This window comes from Amycolatopsis sp. lyj-109, assembly GCF_046548995.1.
Taxonomy (GTDB): Bacteria; Actinomycetota; Actinomycetes; order Mycobacteriales; family Pseudonocardiaceae; genus Amycolatopsis.
This window is the reverse complement of the sequence record NZ_JAJPWR010000020.1, coordinates 106,259-123,856: the sequence shown is the minus strand read 5'-3', so window position 1 is coordinate 123,856 and position 17,598 is coordinate 106,259. Positions and strand designations below refer to the sequence as shown.

The window sequence follows — 17,598 nt, the reverse complement described above, 5'->3', positions numbered from 1 at the left end:
CAACCAGCGGAAGTGAACAATGACAACGCTAAACGATGACAACGGGCGAAAAAGGTAACGGGGGGCACCCGAACGCGTTGCGCCTCCTGCAAACGATTCGCGAGCTGCTGCCCGGTGATACCAAGTGCGCTCCCTGCTCGGGGATGCTGCCGCTGGGCATCGACGTGAAGCGGGGTGGTCGGTGATGAATCCCGGCTTCGCGGCAGTGGCCCTGGCTGGTCTGGGACTCGGTGTGTGGGTGCTGCACAAGATCGGTCTTGCCCTGGCGTCGATCCTGGAAGCCTTGGCTGCGGCGGCCGTGGTGTTCGTGGCCCTGTGGTGGCTGTGCAAGGCCGTGGTCTGGATGCTCGCGCAGGTGGTGACGCGGTGGCGGACCAGCTTTGCCGTGGTCGCTGTGTACGCCTGGTGCGAATTGGTCGGCTGGCTCTCTCTGGCGATCATTCTCGGCAGTCTCGTGATCGTCTTGGCGGTGTGGTGGGCGATCGACTCGGTCTCGTTCGACCAGTGGTGCTGGCGGTTCCTGCGCTCCTGGTGGGCCCGGTGGGCGGTCTGCGCCCGGAAGCCCCGCCGACCGCAGCAGACGGCCCAGGATTCCGTGACGGCCTGACGGGGCCAAACGCAACAAAACAGCAGGTCAGAGGCGGATCGGTTTCTTGTTCATGAACTCCTCGATCCCCAACGCCCCCAGCTCCCGCCCGATGCCCGACCGCTTGATCCCGCCGAACGGCAAATCCGCCTCCGAGCCGCCCGACTTGTTCACGTACACCATCCCCGCCTCGATCCCCCGCGCCACGCGGGCCGCCCGTGCCCGGTCGGCAGCGAACACACTTGCCCCCAACCCGAATGGCGTGTCGTTCGCCAGTGACAACGCCTCCGTCTCCGACGACGCCCGGAACACCAAGGCCACCGGGCCGAAGATCTCCTCGTGGTACGCCGCCATTTCCGGTGTCACGTCCGTCAGGACCGTGGCCTCCACGTACGCCCCCGGGCCTGGAACGCGGTGACCGCCCGCGCGCAGCGTTGCTCCTTCGCGGATTGCCGTCGCTATCTGGGCCGCCACCTCGTCGGCCGCCGCTGCGGAAGCCAGTGGGGGCAGGGTTGTCGACGGGTCCGCGGGGTCGCCTGGGACGTAGTACTCCGTCACGCGCTTGGCGAACCGGTCGGTGAACTCCTCGTACAGCTCGCCCAGCACGATGATGCGCTTCGGTGCGTTGCACGACTGGCCGCAGTTGCGCATCCGGGCCGTCGCGATGGTCCTGACCGTTTCGTCCAGGTCGTCGGTGTCCAGCACGATCAGCGGGTCCGAGCCGCCCAGCTCGAGAACGCACTTCTTGAGGTTGCGGCCGGCTTCGGCCGCCACCGAGATGCCCGCCTGCTCACTGCCCGTGAGCGATACTCCGACCAGACGCGGGTCCGCGAGCATCCACGGGACCTGGCGGCTCGACGCGAACACGTTCACGTACGCATCCGCAGGCACGCCGGCGTCCCGCAGCACCGACTCGATCCCGGCCGCCGAGCGTGGGCAGATCGACGCGTGCTTCAGCAGGATCGTGTTGCCCAGCACCAGGTTCGGCGCCACGAACCGCGCGACCTGGTAGCACGGGAAGTTCCACGGCATCACGCCCAGCAGCGCCCCGATCGGCTCCTTCGTCAGCACCGCCTCGCCGCCGCGGATCGCCAGGGGCTCGTCCGCCAGCAGGTCCGGGCCGCGCTCTCCGTAGTACCGGAAGATGTCCGCGACGACGCCGACCTCGCCGCGGCCTTCGTTGATCCGCTTGCCCATCTCCAAGGTCATGACCGCAGCGAGCTCGTCCGCGCGCTCGGCGAACAACTCCGCCGCGCGCAGCACGATCGCGGCGCGTTCGGCGACCGGCCGGGCCCGCCAGGCCGCGTACCCGCGGTGCACCCGGTCGATCGCGACGCGGACCTCCTCGTCGGCCGCGTTCGGGATTTCGTCGACCAGCTCACCCGTCGCCGGATTGGTGACTGTATACAAAACGGCCTCCTTCGCCAGGCTACTGGATACTGTATACACTATGTGGGCAGAGATCGGCACCCGCGCGGCGGTACCCGTCGCCGCTTGATCGACTATCGTTCCCCCATGACGCTGGAACTCACCGGCGGACCCGATTTCGCCGCGCAGGCCCCGAAAAACGCCCGCTGGACCCGGCAGTACACCGCCGCCGCGGTCATCTTCGGCTGCCCCGCGCGCACGTCGGAACGCACGCCGCGGGTGTGGAGCGGACGCGGTCTCGGCCTGCCGGAGGCCGAGCTGGCGGGGTTTGCCGCGCAGTTGCGCCGCGTCATGAAGCACGATGCCTACTGGATCGCCCGAGCCACCTGCCCGGACCGTCATGCGGGCGACGCGGCCGTCTGGTCTCCAGGCCACTACGACGACGAAGACGGCTTCGTGTACTTCGCCGGCCCCTGCACCCACGGCGACCCGTGGCCCGGCTACCGGCCGGCGCGGACGTTCACCATCGCCCTCCCCCGCGTCCGCGGCCTGCGGATCCGGGTGGCGGCGTACCTGGCCGGATGAAGCCGACCCGTGCGGGTGCCGTCGCCGCGGTCGTCAGCGGTATACCGTCGACCGCGCACGCGCTCTTCACCGGCGGTGACGTCCTGGCAGCCACCCGCGCGGCGGGCACCCTACTACCGGGACGACGCGACCGGCCCGGCGTCGCCGCCGGGCTGATCGCGCACGTCGCAGTCTCCGCCTTCTGGACCGGCGTGCTCGCCACGATCGCGCGGCACCGCCGGCTCGGGGCCGGCGGCGGCGCGGTCGCGGGGCTGGCCATCGCGGCACTGGACCTCGGGATCGCGGCCCGCGCCCACCCCGCCGTACGGGGTTTGCCGCGCGGGCCGCAAATCCTGGATCATCTGGTGTTCGGCGCCGTCACCGGCGCGCTCCTCGACCGTCCGGGACGGGCGGATCAGGGCACGACCTCGACGACGTCACCCGGGTGCAGCGAGCTGTAGAACTTCACCGCGGCAGCGTGCGAAAGGTGCACGCACCCATGGGACTTGACCTTCAGGCTGCCCTGGTGGAACGCGACCCCGGTGGTGGTGAAGAACACCGAGTACGGCATCGGCCCGTTGTACTGCTTGCTGTAGTGGTCGATGTCCTTGTACTGCACGTGGAACTTCCCCAGCGGGGTCGGGTACTTCGGCAGCCCCACGGTGATCGGGACGCCGCCGTAGGTGACGTTCCCGGCGCCGTCGGTCAACCACGCCGTATTCGAACTGCGCTGGACGCAGGCCTTCGCTTCGGCACTGCACGGCGTCGACGCCGCCTCGGCCGTTCCCGCGAACGCCACGGTCCCCGCCATTGCGGCGACCCCGCCCAGAAGTGCGATCATCCTCCGGTTCATCGTGTGCCTCCCGTTGTCGTTCGGCTACCCAACGAGAGTGCCCATTCGGGCGATCTTCGAATCCGGAGAGCCCGGAGAACCGGAGAATCAGTTCTGCGGCTGCGAAAGCCCGAGGAACTCGGCCTGCTCACGGTCGTAGCGGCGGGTCAGGCCGGTGCCGTAGCGGTCCCACCAGTTCTGCGTGTGCCCGCCTTGGGTGGTCGTCGTCGCGCCGTAGACCTGGCGGTCGTATTCGACGCGGGCGTCGCGGAACTCCTGCTGGAACTGCTCCGGTGTCAGCCCCTGGACGTGCTGGACGGCGGCGTCGCTCAGCGTGCGCGAGCTGCGCACGATGTCGTCGCCCGCCATGTGGTTGAGGATCGCGCGGACGCCGCCGGCGCCGCGCATGTGCGCCCCGGACATGATCGCGGCCTGGGTGCCGGGATCGGTGAAGTTCAGCGCGCCGGCGGTGCGCGCGTTCGCGGTCATCAGGTCCGCGACGACGGCGCGTTCCTCGGCGCTGCCGATCCCGTACTGCTCGCGCGCGGCGATGATCCGGTCGTAGCCGTTGTGCATGTTCTGCCGGAAACCGTAGGCCTCGGGCACGCCGCCCTGTTCCCCGGTCGCGCCTTCGGACCGCATGATCGAGTCGACGACCCGGGCGTCGAGCTGCGGCGGCGGTGCCGCGGCGGCAGCGCCACCCCCGCCACCCCCGCCCTGCCCGCCACCGCCGTAGGCCTGGGCGACGTCGGAGTCGGCGGCGCGGTAACCGTCCGCGACCTTCTGGACGTTCTGGTTCACGTTCGTCAGGAGATGCAGGAGTTTCTGCAGGGCACTGCCCAGCGTCGAGTGCAGCGCCGAGTTGGCGGCCGCGACACCGCTGCCGATGCCGGCGAACGACAACGCGTCCAGCACCAGGCCTTCCAGGTCGCGGGTGGCCGACAGGAAGGACGACCCGACGTCTTCGACCGCCCTGACGACTGCCCCCATCTCGGCCGTTTCGGCGCGGTAGGCCCCGGCACTCATGGTCTGCTCCCTCCGGACACCGGCTGTGCGCGTCGAGAATTCCCCACCGCGACAGCCGGGCCCACGGCCGAATTACCCACTGGTCGCGGCAGGACTGCCCACACCGGCGCTAAGGTCGGGAGATGAGCACTCCCGACGGCGACCCGAACGTGGTCGAGGGCGAAATCGTCGACGACACCCCCACCGCGGCGCTGGCGATCCCGTCGCCGCCGCTGCCGGACCCGGACTACAGCGAGGGCGGGGTGCCGAGCTTCGACTTCGTCCGCGACAAGATCGAGAACCGGTACAGCACGTCGCTCGGCTCGGTCGACGTCGCCGGTCTCGGCACCGAGAACACCGCCGAGACCCTCGACAAGAAGATCGCCGACCGCGACCAGGCGGCCAAGGACAGGCTGGCCGAGATCCGCCGCTCGATGCGCGGCGAGTAAGCCCCGCTCGCCCGGCCGCGCTGTCACGATCAAGGCACCGTCACGATCAAAGCACTGTCGCGCCCTTACGTCCGGCGCGCGGAGTTCGTCCCGCACTCCGGCGCCCCGTTGCCGCTGAGGAAGTGTGCGGCCGCGTAGCCGGTGCGCCCGGCGACGGTGCCGCGCAGCCACCGGTCGTCCCCGGACGCGGGCGTGCCGTGCGTCCAGCACTCCGCCTCGAACGTGGCGCGCTCCGCGACCCAGCCGACCCGCCGGCACGTCGCGGCCGCGCAGGAGCGGACGTTGAGGCCGTTCTTGCCCGTCCCGGCCACGACGTACGGCGTGGGCGCGGTGCGCGCGAGCAGGTCGCTGCTCCCGCCGGTGGGATCCGCGGGCGGCGTGCCGGACGAGCCGGACGGGCCCGAACCGAGGCCGCCGAGCAGCAGGAAGAGCAGGACGGCCACGAAGGCGGTGGCGGCCAGCACCCGGACGAACACACCCGGTCTCAGCACGAACAACATGGCAATTCCCTTCCCCTCGGCGCCGTCCGCCGGCCGGTCCGGTCCTCTGTCGTCGTCCTGGTGCGTCCTCACTGTGCAGGGTCCCGACCTGGCTTCGGCCTGTCTTGCAAGTGTCACTCCGGGATGGCCTGCTTTGCAATTCCCACGGAGGAATCCCATGGTGGAACACCCGTTCGGCCCAGCCTGCATCTGACCAGCAAAAATCCACCAATTGACGCGCCCAGGGGGTGGCTTCCACCCATAGCCGGCCGGAGGGAGTATGGTCGCGGCGCGGTGGGAAACCCACAAGTTGGGTCCCACCGCGAACGGCCCACCGCGAGAACGAAGGTTCCATGGCCCCCACGCAAGGTCCGATCGTGCCGCGCCGCCGGATCGCGGACACGCTCAAGAACCTGCGTGACGAGTCCGGCCGGACCCTCGAAGAGGTCGCCGAAGCGCTGCTGATCTCGACGTCGAAGCTGTCCCGGCTCGAGAACGCGCAGGGCAGCCCGCAGGCCAGGGACGTCCGCGACCTGATCCGCTTCTACGGCATCGAGAACACGAAGCTGGCCGATCAGCTGATGCGCTGGGTGCGGGCGTCCGGGCGGCAGGGCTGGTGGACCGACTACTCGCAGACCACGGCGACCCCCGGACTCGACGCCCACCTCGCGTACGAGTCCGAAGCGACGGTCGCCCGGATCTACACGATCCCGCTCCTGCCGGTGCTCCTGCAGACCCCCGACTACGCCAGAGCCCAGTATTCGACGCACGAGCCGTGGTGGTCGGCCGAGGAGGTCGACCGGCTCGTCGAACTGCGGGAACACCGCAAGCACGTCCTCGCCGAGCGCGAGGACATGGGACCGCTGCGGCTGGTCGCGGTGACCCACGAGTCCGCCCTGCGCCAGGTCGTCGGCTCCCGCGAGATCATGCACGCCCAGCTGGACCACCTGGTCGAGCGGTCGACGGCGCCGAACATCGAACTGCGCGTCTTCCCCTTCGCCCATCCCCCGCTGTTCTCGATGAGCTGCATGTACGCCTACTTCGAGTTCGAGAACGAGCTCGACCGCGACATCGTGCACATCGAAACCCACGCCGGGTTCCGGCACATCGAGATCGCCAAGACGGTCGAGCACTACCGCGGTTACCACGACGCCCTCGTGGCGGCCTCCCTGGAGCCCGACGAAAGCCGCGCGCTGATCCGCGAAATTCAGTCCGCGCAGTTCGGCTGATCCCCTTCCCTTCACGTTGGGACCCACGCATGGCTTTCGATTTTCCCGTTCCCGCAGGCGAAGAACTCCACCTGTACCGGAAGCGGCTCGACACCGACGGCTACCTCGTCGTGTCCGACGACGAGCTCGGCCTGCCCGGCGCGTGCCTGCGAGACCACCTCCTGCGCACGTACTTCACCCCGGACGTCCTGCGCTGCTACCCCGGCGACATCCCCGCCGACCGCGAGCGGGCCCGGGACGTCGTCGAATACACGTGGCACGGTGAGACGCCGGAGCTGGCCGAGCACCCCGAGATCGCCATCGAGGACCGCGGCGGCCGCCCGGAGCGGCGCGAGTACGCCCGCACCCCGGTGGCGCACGACGTGCTGTTCGCGGCCTGGATCCGCGCCGCGCTGGGCCTCATCCCGGAAGGCCGCCGCCGGCCGCGCGGGACGTTCGGCGTCAACCTCTTCCGGACGTTCACCAACGTCGTGACGCGCCCGCACGCCGACGGCGAGGAGTTCGTCTTCGTCTACGTCGTGGACCGCGCCGGAACCGGGGCGGAGACGACGCTCTTCCGCCCCGAGGCCCCGGACACGGCGGTTCACCGCCAGCGGCTGGAGCCGGGGCAGCTCATCGTGTTCGAGGACGCGCGGTTCCTGCACACCGCCAGCCCGCTGATCGCCCCGGCCGGTGGCCGCGCCCGCCGCGACGCCCTCGTCTGCACGGTGGACTACCCGCAGACCTACGGCCTCGGCTGACGCTCAGCAGAGCAGCCAGCGCACCTCGACCGGCTGGTAGGCGACGATCGTCGCCAGCCGGTCCGGGAACACCGGGACCCGCTCCCCCAGGCGCATTCGGCGGACCACCCGCTCCACCCCGGTACCAGGCGCCGCGACCAGGCACCCCGGCTGCCCCCGGTCGCGGCAGCGATCCAGGGCCCCGAGCAGGCCGCGCCCCCCGCGCTCGGAGAGGAAGTCCAGCGGGCCGAGGTCGATCACCAGCAGCCGTGGCCACGGCAGTTCGCACAGGGCGGTGTCGAGCACCGTCGCCCAGCGCAGCACCGTCGCGATGCTCGGCTCGCCACGCATCTCGACGACCAGCACGCCGCCGTCGCGTTCCGAGGCGATGTCGTCGTCGCGCATCATCGCGCCTCCCGGGAGTCATCCCGTCCGGGACCATCGTCCCACGTCACGTCAGGCTTCCGTAATACCCGCGTGGAATCATCAGAGGGCCGGGGCAGTTGTAACGGGCGGTAGCACCGCACGAGAAGAAGGAGTGACGCCGTGACCACGTCAACCGAAAGGGCCGTCCTGGCCGGCGGCTGCTTCTGGGGCATGCAGGAGCTGTTCCGCCGTCAGCCCGGGGTGATCTCGACCCGGGTCGGTTACAGCGGCGGCGACGTCCCGAACGCCACCTACCGCAACCACGGCACGCACGCCGAGGCCATCGAGGTGAGCTACGACCCCGCGCAGACCACGTTCCGCGACCTGCTCGAGTTCTTCTTCCAGGTGCACGACCCGACGACGAAGGACCGCCAGGGCAACGACATCGGCCTGAGCTACCGCTCGGCGATCTTCTTCGAGAACGACGAGCAGAAGCGGGTCGCCGAGGACACGATCGCCGACGTCGAGGCGTCGGGACTGTGGCCGGGCAAGGTCGTCACCGAGGTCAGCCCGGTGGGTGACTTCTGGGAGGCCGAGCCGGAGCACCAGGACTACCTGCAGCGCATCCCGAACGGGTACACGTGCCACTTCGTGCGCCCGGGCTGGAAGCTCCCGAAGCGTGAGAAGACCGCCTGACACCAGCACCACCGAAGGCCCCTTCGCCGGATCGGCGAAGGGGCCTTCATCATCTCGGACGCAGTGACATCCGGGCTTCGCCCCGAGCCGGGGACTCCGCCACCCGGACCCCCGAGAGCGCAGTGAAGATCGTCCGAACGGCGGTGATCCTTTTCAAGTCCTCAGTGGACAGTCAAGGTCGCGCATCCCAATGGTGTCAAATGTCCTATTTGGGATGTATTGCGACATGCAGATAAGACCGTACGTTCGTCGCTTGTTCACGAGGCTTCGGCACCGGATGCTGATTTCCGCTAAGCCGCACCGTTTTTCCCCATCGTCCCCGTTCTCGGCCCGGCTCGACCCCGGGCCGGTTCGCCCTGCCCGGAGGAGATCCTTCGATGCAACTGAGACGTCCATTCGTCTTGGCCGCGAGCGGCGCGCTGATCGCCGCGGTGTGCACGACCACCACCGCCCAGGCCCAGCCCGTCACCCCGAACGCCGTCCCGGATGCCCAGACCCTGGCCGTGTCGGCGGCGGCCGGGCTCGTGGCGAGCAGGCCCGCCGCGCTGCACGCAAGCGCGGACGACGTTTTCGTGGCCCAGAAGGCGATCGCCGCCACCAACGGGCTGAAGTACATCCCCTACGAGCGCAGCTACAAGGGCCTGGCCGTGGTGGGTGGCGACTTCGTCGTCGCCACCGACTCGACGGGCCAGGTGCTCGGCACCTCCGTCGCGCAGGACCAGACCATCAACCTGGCCACCACCACGGCGAAGGTCTCGAAGGCCGCGGCCGAGGCGACCGCGCGGCAGCAGCTGTCCGCGGTGGACAGCGTCAGCCCCGCGCAGCAGGTCGTCTACGCGCTCGGCACGCCGACGCTGGCGTGGAAGAGCACCGTCGTCGGCCGCGACGCCGAGGGCCCGAGCCGGCTCGACGTCATCGTCGACGCCGCCACCGGCAAGGTGCTCAAGACCCAGGAGCACGTTCTCAACGGTGACGGCACCAGCGCGTGGAACGGGCCGAACCCGGTGCACCTCGACACCACGCACTCGGGCAGCACGTACTCGCTGAAGGACCCGGCCATCACCAACACGTCCTGCCAGGACGCGGCCAACAACACCACCTTCAGCGGGACGGACGACCTCTGGGGCAACGGCACCGCGTCGAACAAGGAGACCGGCTGCGTCGACGCGCTGTTCGCCGCCCAGACCGAGAACAAGATGCTCTCGCAGTGGCTGGGCCGCAACGGCTTCGACGGCAGCGGCGGCGGCTGGCCGATCCGCGTCGGCCTGAACGACCAGAACGCCTACTACGACGGCAGCCAGGTCCAGATCGGCAAGAACACCGCCGGCGGCTGGATCGGCTCGATCGACGTCGTGGCGCACGAGCACGGCCACGGCATCGACGACCACACCCCGGGCGGCATCTCGGGCTCGGGCACCCAGGAGTTCGTCGCGGACGTCTTCGGCGCGGCGACCGAGTGGTTCGCGAACGAGCCGGCTCCCTACGACCAGCCCGACTTCCTCGTCGGCGAGCAGGTCAACCTGGTCGGTTCCGGCCCGATCCGCAACATGTACAACCCGTCGGCGCTGGGCGACAAGAACTGCTACGACAGCAGCGTTCCCAACGGTGAGGTGCACGCGGCCGCCGGCCCCGGCAACCACTGGTTCTACCTGCTGGCCGAGGGCACGAACCCGACCAACGGGCAGCCCACCAGCACCACGTGCAACAGCTCCACCATCACCGGCCTCGGCGTCCAGACCGCGGTGAAGATCTTCTACAACGCGATGCTGCTCAAGACCACCAGCAGCTCGTACCTGAAGTACCGCACCTGGACGCTGACCGCGGCGAAGAACCTGTTCCCGGGCAGCTGCGCCGAGTTCAACACCGTCAAGGCGGCGTGGGACGCGATCAGCGTGCCGGCGCAGTCGGCCGACCCGACGTGCTCGGCGACCGGCACGGTCACCGTGTCCAGCCCGGGCAACCAGTCCACCGTGACCGGCGCTTCGGTGAACCTGCCGCTGTCGGCTTCCGGCGGCACGGCGCCGTACACCTGGTCGGCCTCCGGCCTGCCGGCCGGCCTGTCGATCAACTCCTCCACCGGCACGATCTCGGGCACCGCGACCACCGCGGGCACCTCGAACGTCACGGTGACGGCGACCGACAGCGCCAGCCACTCCGGCACGGCGTCGTTCAGCTGGACCGTCGGCACCACCGGCGGCTGCTCCGGCCAGAAGATCACCAACGGCGGCTTCGAGTCGGGCAGCGGCAGCTGGACCGGCACCACCGCCTCCATCGGCCAGTGGGGCTCGCAGGGCCAGGCCGCGCACGGTGGCACGTACTCGTCCTGGCTGGACGGCTACGGCACGACGCACACCGAGTCGATCGCGCAGTCGGTGAGCATCCCGGCGGGCTGCCACGCCAGCCTGACGTTCTACCTGCACATCGACACCGCGGAGACGACCACCTCCACCGCCTACGACAAGCTGACCGTGACCAACGGCAGCGCGACGCTGGGCAGCTACTCCAACCTGAACAAGGCGTCCGGGTACGCGCTCAAGACCATCGACGTCTCGTCGGCGGCCGGCGGCACCCTCGCGCTGAAGTTCACCGGCACCGAAGACAGCTCGCTGCAGACCTCGTTCGTCATCGACGACGTGGCCGTCACCCTGAGCTGAAACTGAATCGCTGAACCGCCGGGGCGGGGAGACTGCGGTCTCCCCGCCCCGGCGTTTTCCGGAGCAGAATCGGCGCATGGACACCGAAGAGCTGCGCGCGACCCAAGCACCGCTGAAGGACAAGTACCGCGAGGCCCCGGAAAGCGCGCTCGTCACCCTGCACGCCGACGCCGAACTGGACGGCCTCGGCATCTCCTGCAAGGTCGAAACCGGCCGCGCGGTCGTCGAAGCCGGGTTGCACCCGGCCACCGGCGGGGACGGCACCCTCGCCTGTTCGGGCGACATGCTGCTCGAAGCGCTCGTCGCGTGCGCGGGGGTGACGCTGCGGGCCGTCGCGACGTCGCTCGGGCTCGCCGTCCGCGGCGGACGCGTCCGGGCCGAGGGCGACCTCGACTTCCGCGGCACCCTCGCCGTCGCGAAGGACGCGCCGGTGGGCTTCCGCGCCATCCGGCTGTCGTTCGACCTGGACACCGACGCTTCCGACGAAGAGCTCGCCACCCTGAAGAAGCTGACCGAGCGCTACTGCGTCGTGTTCCAGTCGCTGCGGACGCCGCCGGAGTTCGCCGTCACGCTTTCGGCGGCTCAGGGATAAACCCGGAGGACAAACCGGGCAGGTTGGCCTAGCTTGTCGGGGTCACCTGAAGGGGGGAGCCGCCATGCCACAGCCGGAACCGGACACCGCCGTCCGGGTACGCGGGCTCGTGAAGACCTACGGTTCGACGCGCGCGCTGGACGGCGTCGACCTCGACATCCCGGCCGGGCAGGTGCTCGGCCTGCTCGGCCCGAACGGCGCCGGCAAGACCACCACCGTGCGCATCCTGACCACGCTGCTGCGCCCGGACTCGGGGTCGGCGCACGTGGCCGGGTACGACGTGCTCGCCGAGCCGGACGAGGTGCGGCGGCGGATCGGGCTGTCCGGCCAGTACGCGGCCGTCGACGAAAACCTCACCGGGTTCGAGAACCTCTACATGGTCGGGCGGCTCTACGGCCGGAAGAAGGCCGCGGCCCGCACGCGCGCCCGGGAGCTGCTCACCCGGTTCCGGCTCGAGGAGGCCGCCGACCGCCCCGCGAAGGGCTATTCCGGCGGCATGCGCCGCCGGCTGGACCTGGCCGGTGCGCTGGTCGCGGAGCCGACCGTCGTCGTGCTGGACGAGCCCACCACCGGCCTCGACCCGGGCGGGCGGCTCGACACCTGGGAGGTCATCAAGGAGCTCGTGGCCGACGGCACGACCGTGCTGCTGACCACGCAGTACCTCGAAGAGGCCGACCAGCTCGCCGACTCGATCGTGGTGATCGACCACGGCCGGGTGATCGCGCGCGGCACGGCGGACGAGCTGAAGGCCCAGACCGGCGGCGAGCGCCTGGAGCTGGTCGTCGCCTCCGCCGCGGACCTGCCGGCGACGTTGGCCGTGCTGCGCGAGGTGGGCACCGGCGAACCGTCCGGGGACGACCACACGCGGCGGGCCGAAATCCTCGTCGACACCGGGCCGAAGGCGCTGATCGAGGCGTTGCGGCGGCTCGACTCCCACGGCATCACGGTCCAGGACGTCGGCCTGCACCGGCCGACGCTGGACGACGTCTTCCTGTCCCTGACCGGCCACGGCGCCTCGCCGGCCGAATCCGCCGAGTCCGCCGGGGAGGTGGCGAAGTGAACGCGTTCGCGAAGGGCATCTCCGACGGCGGCATCGTCACGTGGCGCAACCTGATGAACGTCCGCCGCAACCCCGACTGGCTGATGGCGGCGACGCTGCAGCCGATCATGTTCGTCCTGCTGTTCGCCTACGTCTTCGGCAACGCGATCGGCGGCGAAGCGGGCGGCGCGGCGTACCGCGAGTTCCTCATCGCCGGGATCTTCGCCCAGACGGTGGCGTTCAACTCGGCGTTCACGGTCATCGGCTTCGCCAACGACCTGCAGAAGGGCATCATCGACCGGTTCCGCTCGCTGCCGATGTCCCGCATCGCGGTGGTCCTCGGCCGCACGACGTCGGACCTGGTGGTCAGCGTGGTGGCGCTGGTCGTGATGTCGGCGTGCGGCCTGCTGGTGGGCTGGCGCATCCGCGGCAGCTTCTGGGACGCGCTGCTCGGCTACCTGGTGATACTGATGTTCGCGTGGGCCCTGTCCTGGGTCGGCGCCCTGATCGGCCTGGCGGCGCGCAGTGTGGAGGTCGCGCAGAGCGCGGGCCTGATCTGGATGTTCCCGCTGAGCTTCATCTCCTCGGCGTTCGTCCCGACCGACACGCTCCCGGCGTTCCTGAAGGCGATCGCGGACTGGAACCCGTTCACAGCGGTGATCAACGCGACTCGCGATTTGTTCGGCAACCGCTTCGGCACCCCGCCGACGGGCTGGCCGGCGGAGAACGCGGCGCTGTACTCGATCCTGTGCTGCGTGGCGATCATCGCGATCTTCGCCCCGCTGGCGACGGCGCGGTACCGCCGGGTGGCGAGCAAGTAGCCCCACAATTCGTGAAGGCCACCTTCACGAACTTTAAGTTCCTCAAGGTGGCCTTCACGAAGCCGGCGGCGCGTCAGTCCTCTTCGGACAGTTCCACGATCGGGATCACCCGCCTGGCCTGCCGGGCCTTGGCCTGGTGGTCGGCCAGGAACGGGTACTCCTTCTCCAGCGCCGTCCACGTCCGCACGTAGTCGGCGCCGAGCAGCGGCAGCGCCTCGGCGTCGAACTCGCGGCCGTCCACCTCGACCCGCACCCGCGGGTCGGCCTCCAGGTTCAGGTACCAGTCCGGGTGCCGGGACGCGCCGACGTTGGACGCCACCACCAGCCACCGGTCGCCGGCGCGGTGGACCATCATCGGGACCGTGCGGGGCTCCCCCGAGGTCCGGCCCGTCGTCGTCAGCAGCGCCAGGCGCTCGCGGTGCATGCCCTCGACCTCGCCGCCCGTGCGGAACTGCGCGATCACCCGGCGGTTGGTCTCCCGGATGTCCACGGCGGTCACCGGTCGTAGTACCGGGTCGGCGGGTCCTCCTGGGTCCACTGCTGCCGGGTCGGCGGCGGCGGCGCGGCGCTCTGCTGACTGCGGCGCCGGTGCAGCGTGCGGGCGCTGGCCGCCATGCTGTTCACCACCGCGGCGATGACCAGGCCGATCACCAGGTTGATCGCCGCCGTGGCGATCTTCGCGCTCGGCGCCACCGTCAGCGTCAGCGGCAGTACCACGGCGATCAGCGTCACCAGCACCATGATCCAGCCGAAGAACTGCGACGGCGCCGGCGTCGCCACGCTCAGCAGGTGCATCAGCCCGGTGGCGAGCAGGGCCACCGCGGCGGCGACCAGCGCGTACGTCGTGGTGCTCGCGTTGCCCCAGACGCCTTCGCCTTTTGGGGCGAGCACTTCGACCTCGAAGATCCCGCGTGCGATCAGCAGCCCGACGACCGCGAGCAGGGCCGCGACCACCGCCGTCGCCACGCCGCCCGCCCACAGGCGGCGCGCATCGATCCCCGGGCGGACGTCCTGGGGCTGGTTCCCGTAGTAGTCGGACATCAGAGCCTTCCTGGGTCGGCTGCGCCTCTCACCGGAGATTGTCCCCCGTTTCGGCCCCGGCCGCGATTTGCGCTGGAGTGCACTCCAGCTCGTAACGTCGGATCCATGACCATCGCACAGCACAAGATCGGTTCGGGCTTCGGCGCCACCACCACGGCCGCCGAAGCCATCGCAGGCGTCGACCTCACCGGGAAGCTCGCCGTCGTCACCGGCGGGTACTCCGGGATCGGCCTCGAAACCACCCGCGCGCTGACCGGCGCAGGCGCCCACGTCGTCGTCCCGGCCCGCCGCCGCGAGACCGCCGAGGAAGCGCTCGCCGGCTTCGAGAACGTCGAGATCGACGAGCTGGACCTGGGCGACCTCGACAGCGTGCGGGCCTTCGCCGACCGGTTCCTCGCGACCGGACGGCGGATCGACCTCGTCATCGCCAACGCCGGCATCATGGCCTGCCCGGAGACCCGCGTCGGCCCCGGCTGGGAGGCCCAGTTCGCCACCAACCACCTCGGCCACTTCGCGCTGGTCAACCGGCTGTGGCCGGCGATCGCCGAGGGTGCCCGCGTGGTTTCGCTGTCCTCGCGCGGCCACCACTACTCGCCGATCCGCTGGGACGACGTCCAGTTCGAGAGCGGCTACGAGAAGTGGCAGGCCTACGGGCAGGCCAAGACGGCGAACGTGCTCTTCGCCGTCCAGCTCGACCGGCTGGGCGCCGAGAAGGACGTCCACGCGTTCGCGCTCCACCCCGGCGGCATCATGACACCCCTGCAGCGCCACCTGCCGCGGGAAGAAATGATCGAACGCGGCTGGATCGACGAAGCCGGCAACCACCTGGTCGAGTTCAAGACCCCCGAGCAGGGCGCCGCGACCACGGTCTGGGCCGCGACCTCGCCGCAGCTGGCCGGGCTCGGCGGGCTGTACCTGGAGGACTGCGACGTCGCCGAGCTCGCGCCGGACGACGCCGAGGGCCTCGCCGCCTCCGGGGTCCGCCGGTACGCCGTCGACCGCGAGCAGGCCGCGCGCCTGTGGACGCTGTCGGCCCAGCTCACCGGCGTGGACGCGTTCGCTCGAGCCTGACTGTCACGTCGGCGGGTCCCCGGACGATACTTTCTTCGTGATCTTCCGACGTTTGCCGTTCGCGGGACCGGGGTACTTGCCGCCCGTGGCCGACGAAGCCGGGAGAACGGGGCGCCCGCCGACTGACGACGGGGCAGAGGTCACTCGCGGCCACTACGCGCTCGGCGAATTCACCATCACCCCGCGCAGTGCCCTCGACGACGAGCGGCCGCCAGGGCTGCTCGGCGGCCGCTACGAGGTCGGCAGGCTGATCGGCAGCGGCGCCACGGCCCGCGTCTACCGCGCCCACGACGTGCGGCTGACCCGCGAGGTCGCCGTCAAGATCTACGACCGCGACGCGGTGGCGCTCGACCAGCGGCGCCGGCTGCGCGAGATGACGATCCAGGGCAGCATCAGCCATCCGGGCGTGGTGACGTTGCTGGACAGCGGCACCGAGAACGGCCGGACGTACCTGGTGATGCAGCTCGTCGAAGGCGAGAACCTCGCGGAGCGCCTGCTGGGCGGCCCGCTGCCGGCGGCGGACGTGACGGCGCTGGCCGACGGGCTCGCCGAGGCGCTGGCCCACGTCCACGCGCGGCGCATCGTGCACCGCGATCTGAAGCCGGCCAACGTGTTCCTGTCCGCGGACGGTCCCCTGATCGGCGACTTCGGCATCGCCCACGCCCTCGACGCCACCCACATCACCGGCACCGGCCTGATCCCGGGTACGGCGGCGTACCTGGCGCCGGAGCAGGTGTCGGGCGAGCCGGCGGGCCCACCGGCGGACGTGTACGCGCTGGGCCTGATCCTGCTGGAATGCCTGACGGGACAACGGGAGTACCCGGGCACCATGGTCGAGGCGGCCATGGCCCGGCTGACGAGACCACCGCGGATCCCGGAGGACGCACCGGCGGCGTTGGCGTACACGTTGCGCCGGATGACGCAGCGCGAGCCCGCCGACCGGCCGACGGCCGCGAAGGTGCTGGACATGATGCACGCGCCGCCGCCGACGTTGCCGTGGAGCAGAACGCAGCTCAGCCCGCGCCGCCGCCCGGCAGCGGTTCCGGGTGCTGCGGACGCAACCTCTGTCCCGAGCCCGGTTCCCCCCAAGGAGGCCGCCGTCGGCGCGGCGCCGGTACACCGAGGCGAGTTCGACATCGCCGCGGCCGAGGCTCCGACCCGCCTCCACGACGTCGCGGCCGTCACCTCACCTCCGGCCGGCAGTTCCCGGCGCCGCCGGCTGGCGGCTGCGGCGGGCCTGACCGCCGCCGCCGTGGCGGCCGTGGCCGCGATGCTGTTGTTCGAGCAGGAGACCGGGACCGGCTCGCCCGCCCAGGCACCCGTCGCGAACTCTCCCGCCGCATCCGGCACGCCTGCGTCGTCGGCTCCCCTTGGGGAATCCGGCACACCGGTTCCGCACTCCGGCCCCGGGAGCACGGATCCGCGGCCGGGTCCCAGCGCACCGGCCTCGCTCGAGCCCGCCGCCGTCACCTCCGCAACCCCGGCGACCACCGCTGAGCCGTCGAAAACCGGCAAGCCCGAGAAGACCGAGAAGACGGACAACCCCGGCAAGGGCAAAGGCAAGGGCCACGACTCCTGAGCGGGACCTCCGGCGCGCGAATCCGGGTCCAACGGCCCTAGTGCGAAAAAGGGTCCGGAATGGCCGGTAATTCGATTTCGTGAATTGGGACTCGAAGCAATAACGACAGGTAACCGGAGCCCGCTCCGGCCCGACTCACTTCACGGTGCCGCCGCCGGGAATCCCCTCCCGACCGGCCAGGCGATCACTTCCGGAGGTCTGGATGATTGTCCACGCTGTCCTCGCGCGGCCGGTTTTCCGCACATCGAGCGGCCGGCACGCCAAGCCCCGTCCCGCGTGGCCGCGGGTCGCCGGCCGGGCAGTCTTCCTGGTCACCGCGGTGATCTGCGCCGTCGCCGTCCTCGGCTTCGGGTGGCCTCCCGTGCTGCTGGCGGTGCCCGCCGCCGCGTTCGCGCTGCTCCTCGCGAGCGTGGCGAAACTGCGGACCGCGAGCCGGAAGATCGACACGATCTTCGCCGAAGAACTGTCGGACGTTTCCGGTTACCCGACTGATCAGGCGAGCGCGTAG

21 protein-coding genes are annotated in these 17,598 nt (G+C 70.5%); 14 read left to right on the top strand and 7 right to left on the bottom strand.

Going from position 1 to position 17,598, the window contains the following annotated elements; all coding sequences use genetic code 11:
* The first annotated feature begins 184 nt into the window (after positions 1–184).
* Entirely contained in the window at positions 185–607 is a 423-nt protein-coding gene (locus tag ACLJQF_RS35990; protein WP_410614734.1) for a hypothetical protein, read from the top strand.
* Between the two features lie 27 nt (positions 608–634).
* Here the strand turns inward: ACLJQF_RS35990 and ACLJQF_RS35985 are convergent, their stop codons facing one another.
* A complete protein-coding gene (locus ACLJQF_RS35985; RefSeq protein ID WP_410614733.1) occupies positions 635–1,996 on the bottom strand; it encodes an NAD-dependent succinate-semialdehyde dehydrogenase in 1,362 nt (453 codons plus the stop codon).
* Positions 1,997–2,101: 105 nt separating this feature from the next.
* On the opposite strand from ACLJQF_RS35985, the gene ACLJQF_RS35980 reads away from it, so the two are divergent.
* Both ACLJQF_RS35980 and ACLJQF_RS35975 read left to right on the top strand, forming a co-directional pair.
* Positions 2,102–2,539 (top strand): hypothetical protein, encoded by a 438-nt coding sequence (locus ACLJQF_RS35980; protein WP_410614732.1) that lies wholly within the window; start codon positions 2,102–2,104, stop codon positions 2,537–2,539.
* Complete coding sequence (locus tag ACLJQF_RS35975) at positions 2,536–2,979, top strand: hypothetical protein (RefSeq protein ID WP_410614731.1); 444 nt, start codon at positions 2,536–2,538, stop codon at positions 2,977–2,979. The genes ACLJQF_RS35980 and ACLJQF_RS35975 overlap by 4 nt, the downstream gene beginning before the upstream one ends.
* On the opposite strand, the gene ACLJQF_RS35970 is transcribed toward ACLJQF_RS35975, so the two are convergent.
* Entirely contained in the window at positions 2,934–3,371 is a 438-nt protein-coding gene (locus ACLJQF_RS35970; protein WP_410614730.1) for a L,D-transpeptidase, read from the bottom strand. The two genes, ACLJQF_RS35975 and ACLJQF_RS35970, sit on opposite strands and share 46 nt — an antisense overlap.
* 87 nt (positions 3,372–3,458) lie before the next feature.
* Complete coding sequence (locus ACLJQF_RS35965) at positions 3,459–4,376, bottom strand: hypothetical protein (protein WP_410614729.1); 918 nt, start codon at positions 4,374–4,376, stop codon at positions 3,459–3,461.
* 122 nt (positions 4,377–4,498) lie between these two features.
* Between ACLJQF_RS35965 and ACLJQF_RS35960 the strand changes: the two genes are divergently transcribed.
* Positions 4,499–4,804 carry a hypothetical protein gene (locus ACLJQF_RS35960; protein WP_410614728.1) on the top strand — a complete coding sequence of 102 codons (306 nt, stop codon included), beginning with the start codon at positions 4,499–4,501 and terminating at the stop codon, positions 4,802–4,804.
* A gap of 65 nt (positions 4,805–4,869) precedes the next feature.
* Here the strand turns inward: ACLJQF_RS35960 and ACLJQF_RS35955 are convergent, their stop codons facing one another.
* Complete coding sequence (locus ACLJQF_RS35955) at positions 4,870–5,304, bottom strand: hypothetical protein (protein WP_410614727.1); 435 nt, start codon at positions 5,302–5,304, stop codon at positions 4,870–4,872.
* A 332-nt stretch (positions 5,305–5,636) separates the two neighbouring features.
* Between ACLJQF_RS35955 and ACLJQF_RS35950 the strand changes: the two genes are divergently transcribed.
* Positions 5,637–6,512: a helix-turn-helix domain-containing protein gene (locus ACLJQF_RS35950; protein ID WP_410614726.1), complete on the top strand. Its 876-nt coding sequence runs from the start codon at positions 5,637–5,639 to the stop codon at positions 6,510–6,512.
* 29 nt (positions 6,513–6,541) lie between these two features.
* Positions 6,542–7,252 carry a 2OG-Fe dioxygenase family protein gene (locus tag ACLJQF_RS35945; RefSeq protein WP_410614725.1) on the top strand — a complete coding sequence of 237 codons (711 nt, stop codon included), beginning with the start codon at positions 6,542–6,544 and terminating at the stop codon, positions 7,250–7,252.
* A gap of 3 nt (positions 7,253–7,255) precedes the next feature.
* Here ACLJQF_RS35945 and ACLJQF_RS35940 read toward each other — a convergent pair whose 3' ends face one another.
* Positions 7,256–7,639 carry an STAS domain-containing protein gene (locus tag ACLJQF_RS35940; RefSeq protein ID WP_410614724.1) on the bottom strand — a complete coding sequence of 128 codons (384 nt, stop codon included), beginning with the start codon at positions 7,637–7,639 and terminating at the stop codon, positions 7,256–7,258.
* A gap of 138 nt (positions 7,640–7,777) precedes the next feature.
* On the opposite strand from ACLJQF_RS35940, the gene msrA reads away from it, so the two are divergent.
* From msrA to ACLJQF_RS35915, 5 genes are all read left to right on the top strand, one after another.
* Positions 7,778–8,293, top strand: a complete 516-nt coding sequence (gene msrA, locus ACLJQF_RS35935; RefSeq protein WP_410614723.1) for a peptide-methionine (S)-S-oxide reductase MsrA — start codon at positions 7,778–7,780, stop codon at positions 8,291–8,293.
* Positions 8,294–8,670: 377 nt separating this feature from the next.
* Positions 8,671–10,947, top strand: a complete 2,277-nt coding sequence (locus ACLJQF_RS35930; RefSeq protein ID WP_410614722.1) for a M4 family metallopeptidase — start codon at positions 8,671–8,673, stop codon at positions 10,945–10,947.
* A gap of 76 nt (positions 10,948–11,023) precedes the next feature.
* Positions 11,024–11,539: an OsmC family protein gene (locus tag ACLJQF_RS35925; RefSeq protein WP_410614721.1), complete on the top strand. Its 516-nt coding sequence runs from the start codon at positions 11,024–11,026 to the stop codon at positions 11,537–11,539.
* 64 nt (positions 11,540–11,603) lie between these two features.
* Positions 11,604–12,599 carry an ATP-binding cassette domain-containing protein gene (locus tag ACLJQF_RS35920; RefSeq protein ID WP_410614720.1) on the top strand — a complete coding sequence of 332 codons (996 nt, stop codon included), beginning with the start codon at positions 11,604–11,606 and terminating at the stop codon, positions 12,597–12,599.
* Positions 12,596–13,399, top strand: a complete 804-nt coding sequence (locus ACLJQF_RS35915; protein ID WP_410614719.1) for an ABC transporter permease — start codon at positions 12,596–12,598, stop codon at positions 13,397–13,399. The genes ACLJQF_RS35920 and ACLJQF_RS35915 overlap by 4 nt, the downstream gene beginning before the upstream one ends.
* Positions 13,400–13,472: 73 nt before the next feature.
* Here ACLJQF_RS35915 and ACLJQF_RS35910 read toward each other — a convergent pair whose 3' ends face one another.
* Together ACLJQF_RS35910 and ACLJQF_RS35905 are read right to left on the bottom strand one after the other, a co-directional pair.
* Positions 13,473–13,898, bottom strand: a complete 426-nt coding sequence (locus tag ACLJQF_RS35910; RefSeq protein ID WP_410614718.1) for a nitroreductase/quinone reductase family protein — start codon at positions 13,896–13,898, stop codon at positions 13,473–13,475.
* Positions 13,895–14,440 carry a DUF6069 family protein gene (locus tag ACLJQF_RS35905; RefSeq protein ID WP_410614717.1) on the bottom strand — a complete coding sequence of 182 codons (546 nt, stop codon included), beginning with the start codon at positions 14,438–14,440 and terminating at the stop codon, positions 13,895–13,897. The genes ACLJQF_RS35910 and ACLJQF_RS35905 overlap by 4 nt, the downstream gene beginning before the upstream one ends.
* 105 nt (positions 14,441–14,545) lie before the next feature.
* Between ACLJQF_RS35905 and ACLJQF_RS35900 the strand changes: the two genes are divergently transcribed.
* From ACLJQF_RS35900 to ACLJQF_RS35890, 3 genes are all read left to right on the top strand, one after another.
* Entirely contained in the window at positions 14,546–15,511 is a 966-nt protein-coding gene (locus tag ACLJQF_RS35900; protein ID WP_410614716.1) for an SDR family NAD(P)-dependent oxidoreductase, read from the top strand.
* Between the two features lie 37 nt (positions 15,512–15,548).
* Positions 15,549–17,090 (top strand): protein kinase domain-containing protein, encoded by a 1,542-nt coding sequence (locus ACLJQF_RS35895; RefSeq protein ID WP_410614715.1) that lies wholly within the window; start codon positions 15,549–15,551, stop codon positions 17,088–17,090.
* Between the two features lie 202 nt (positions 17,091–17,292).
* The gene (locus ACLJQF_RS35890) at positions 17,293–17,598 is read left to right on the top strand and encodes a hypothetical protein (protein WP_410614714.1); all 306 of its coding nucleotides are present in this window, start codon (positions 17,293–17,295) and stop codon (positions 17,596–17,598) included.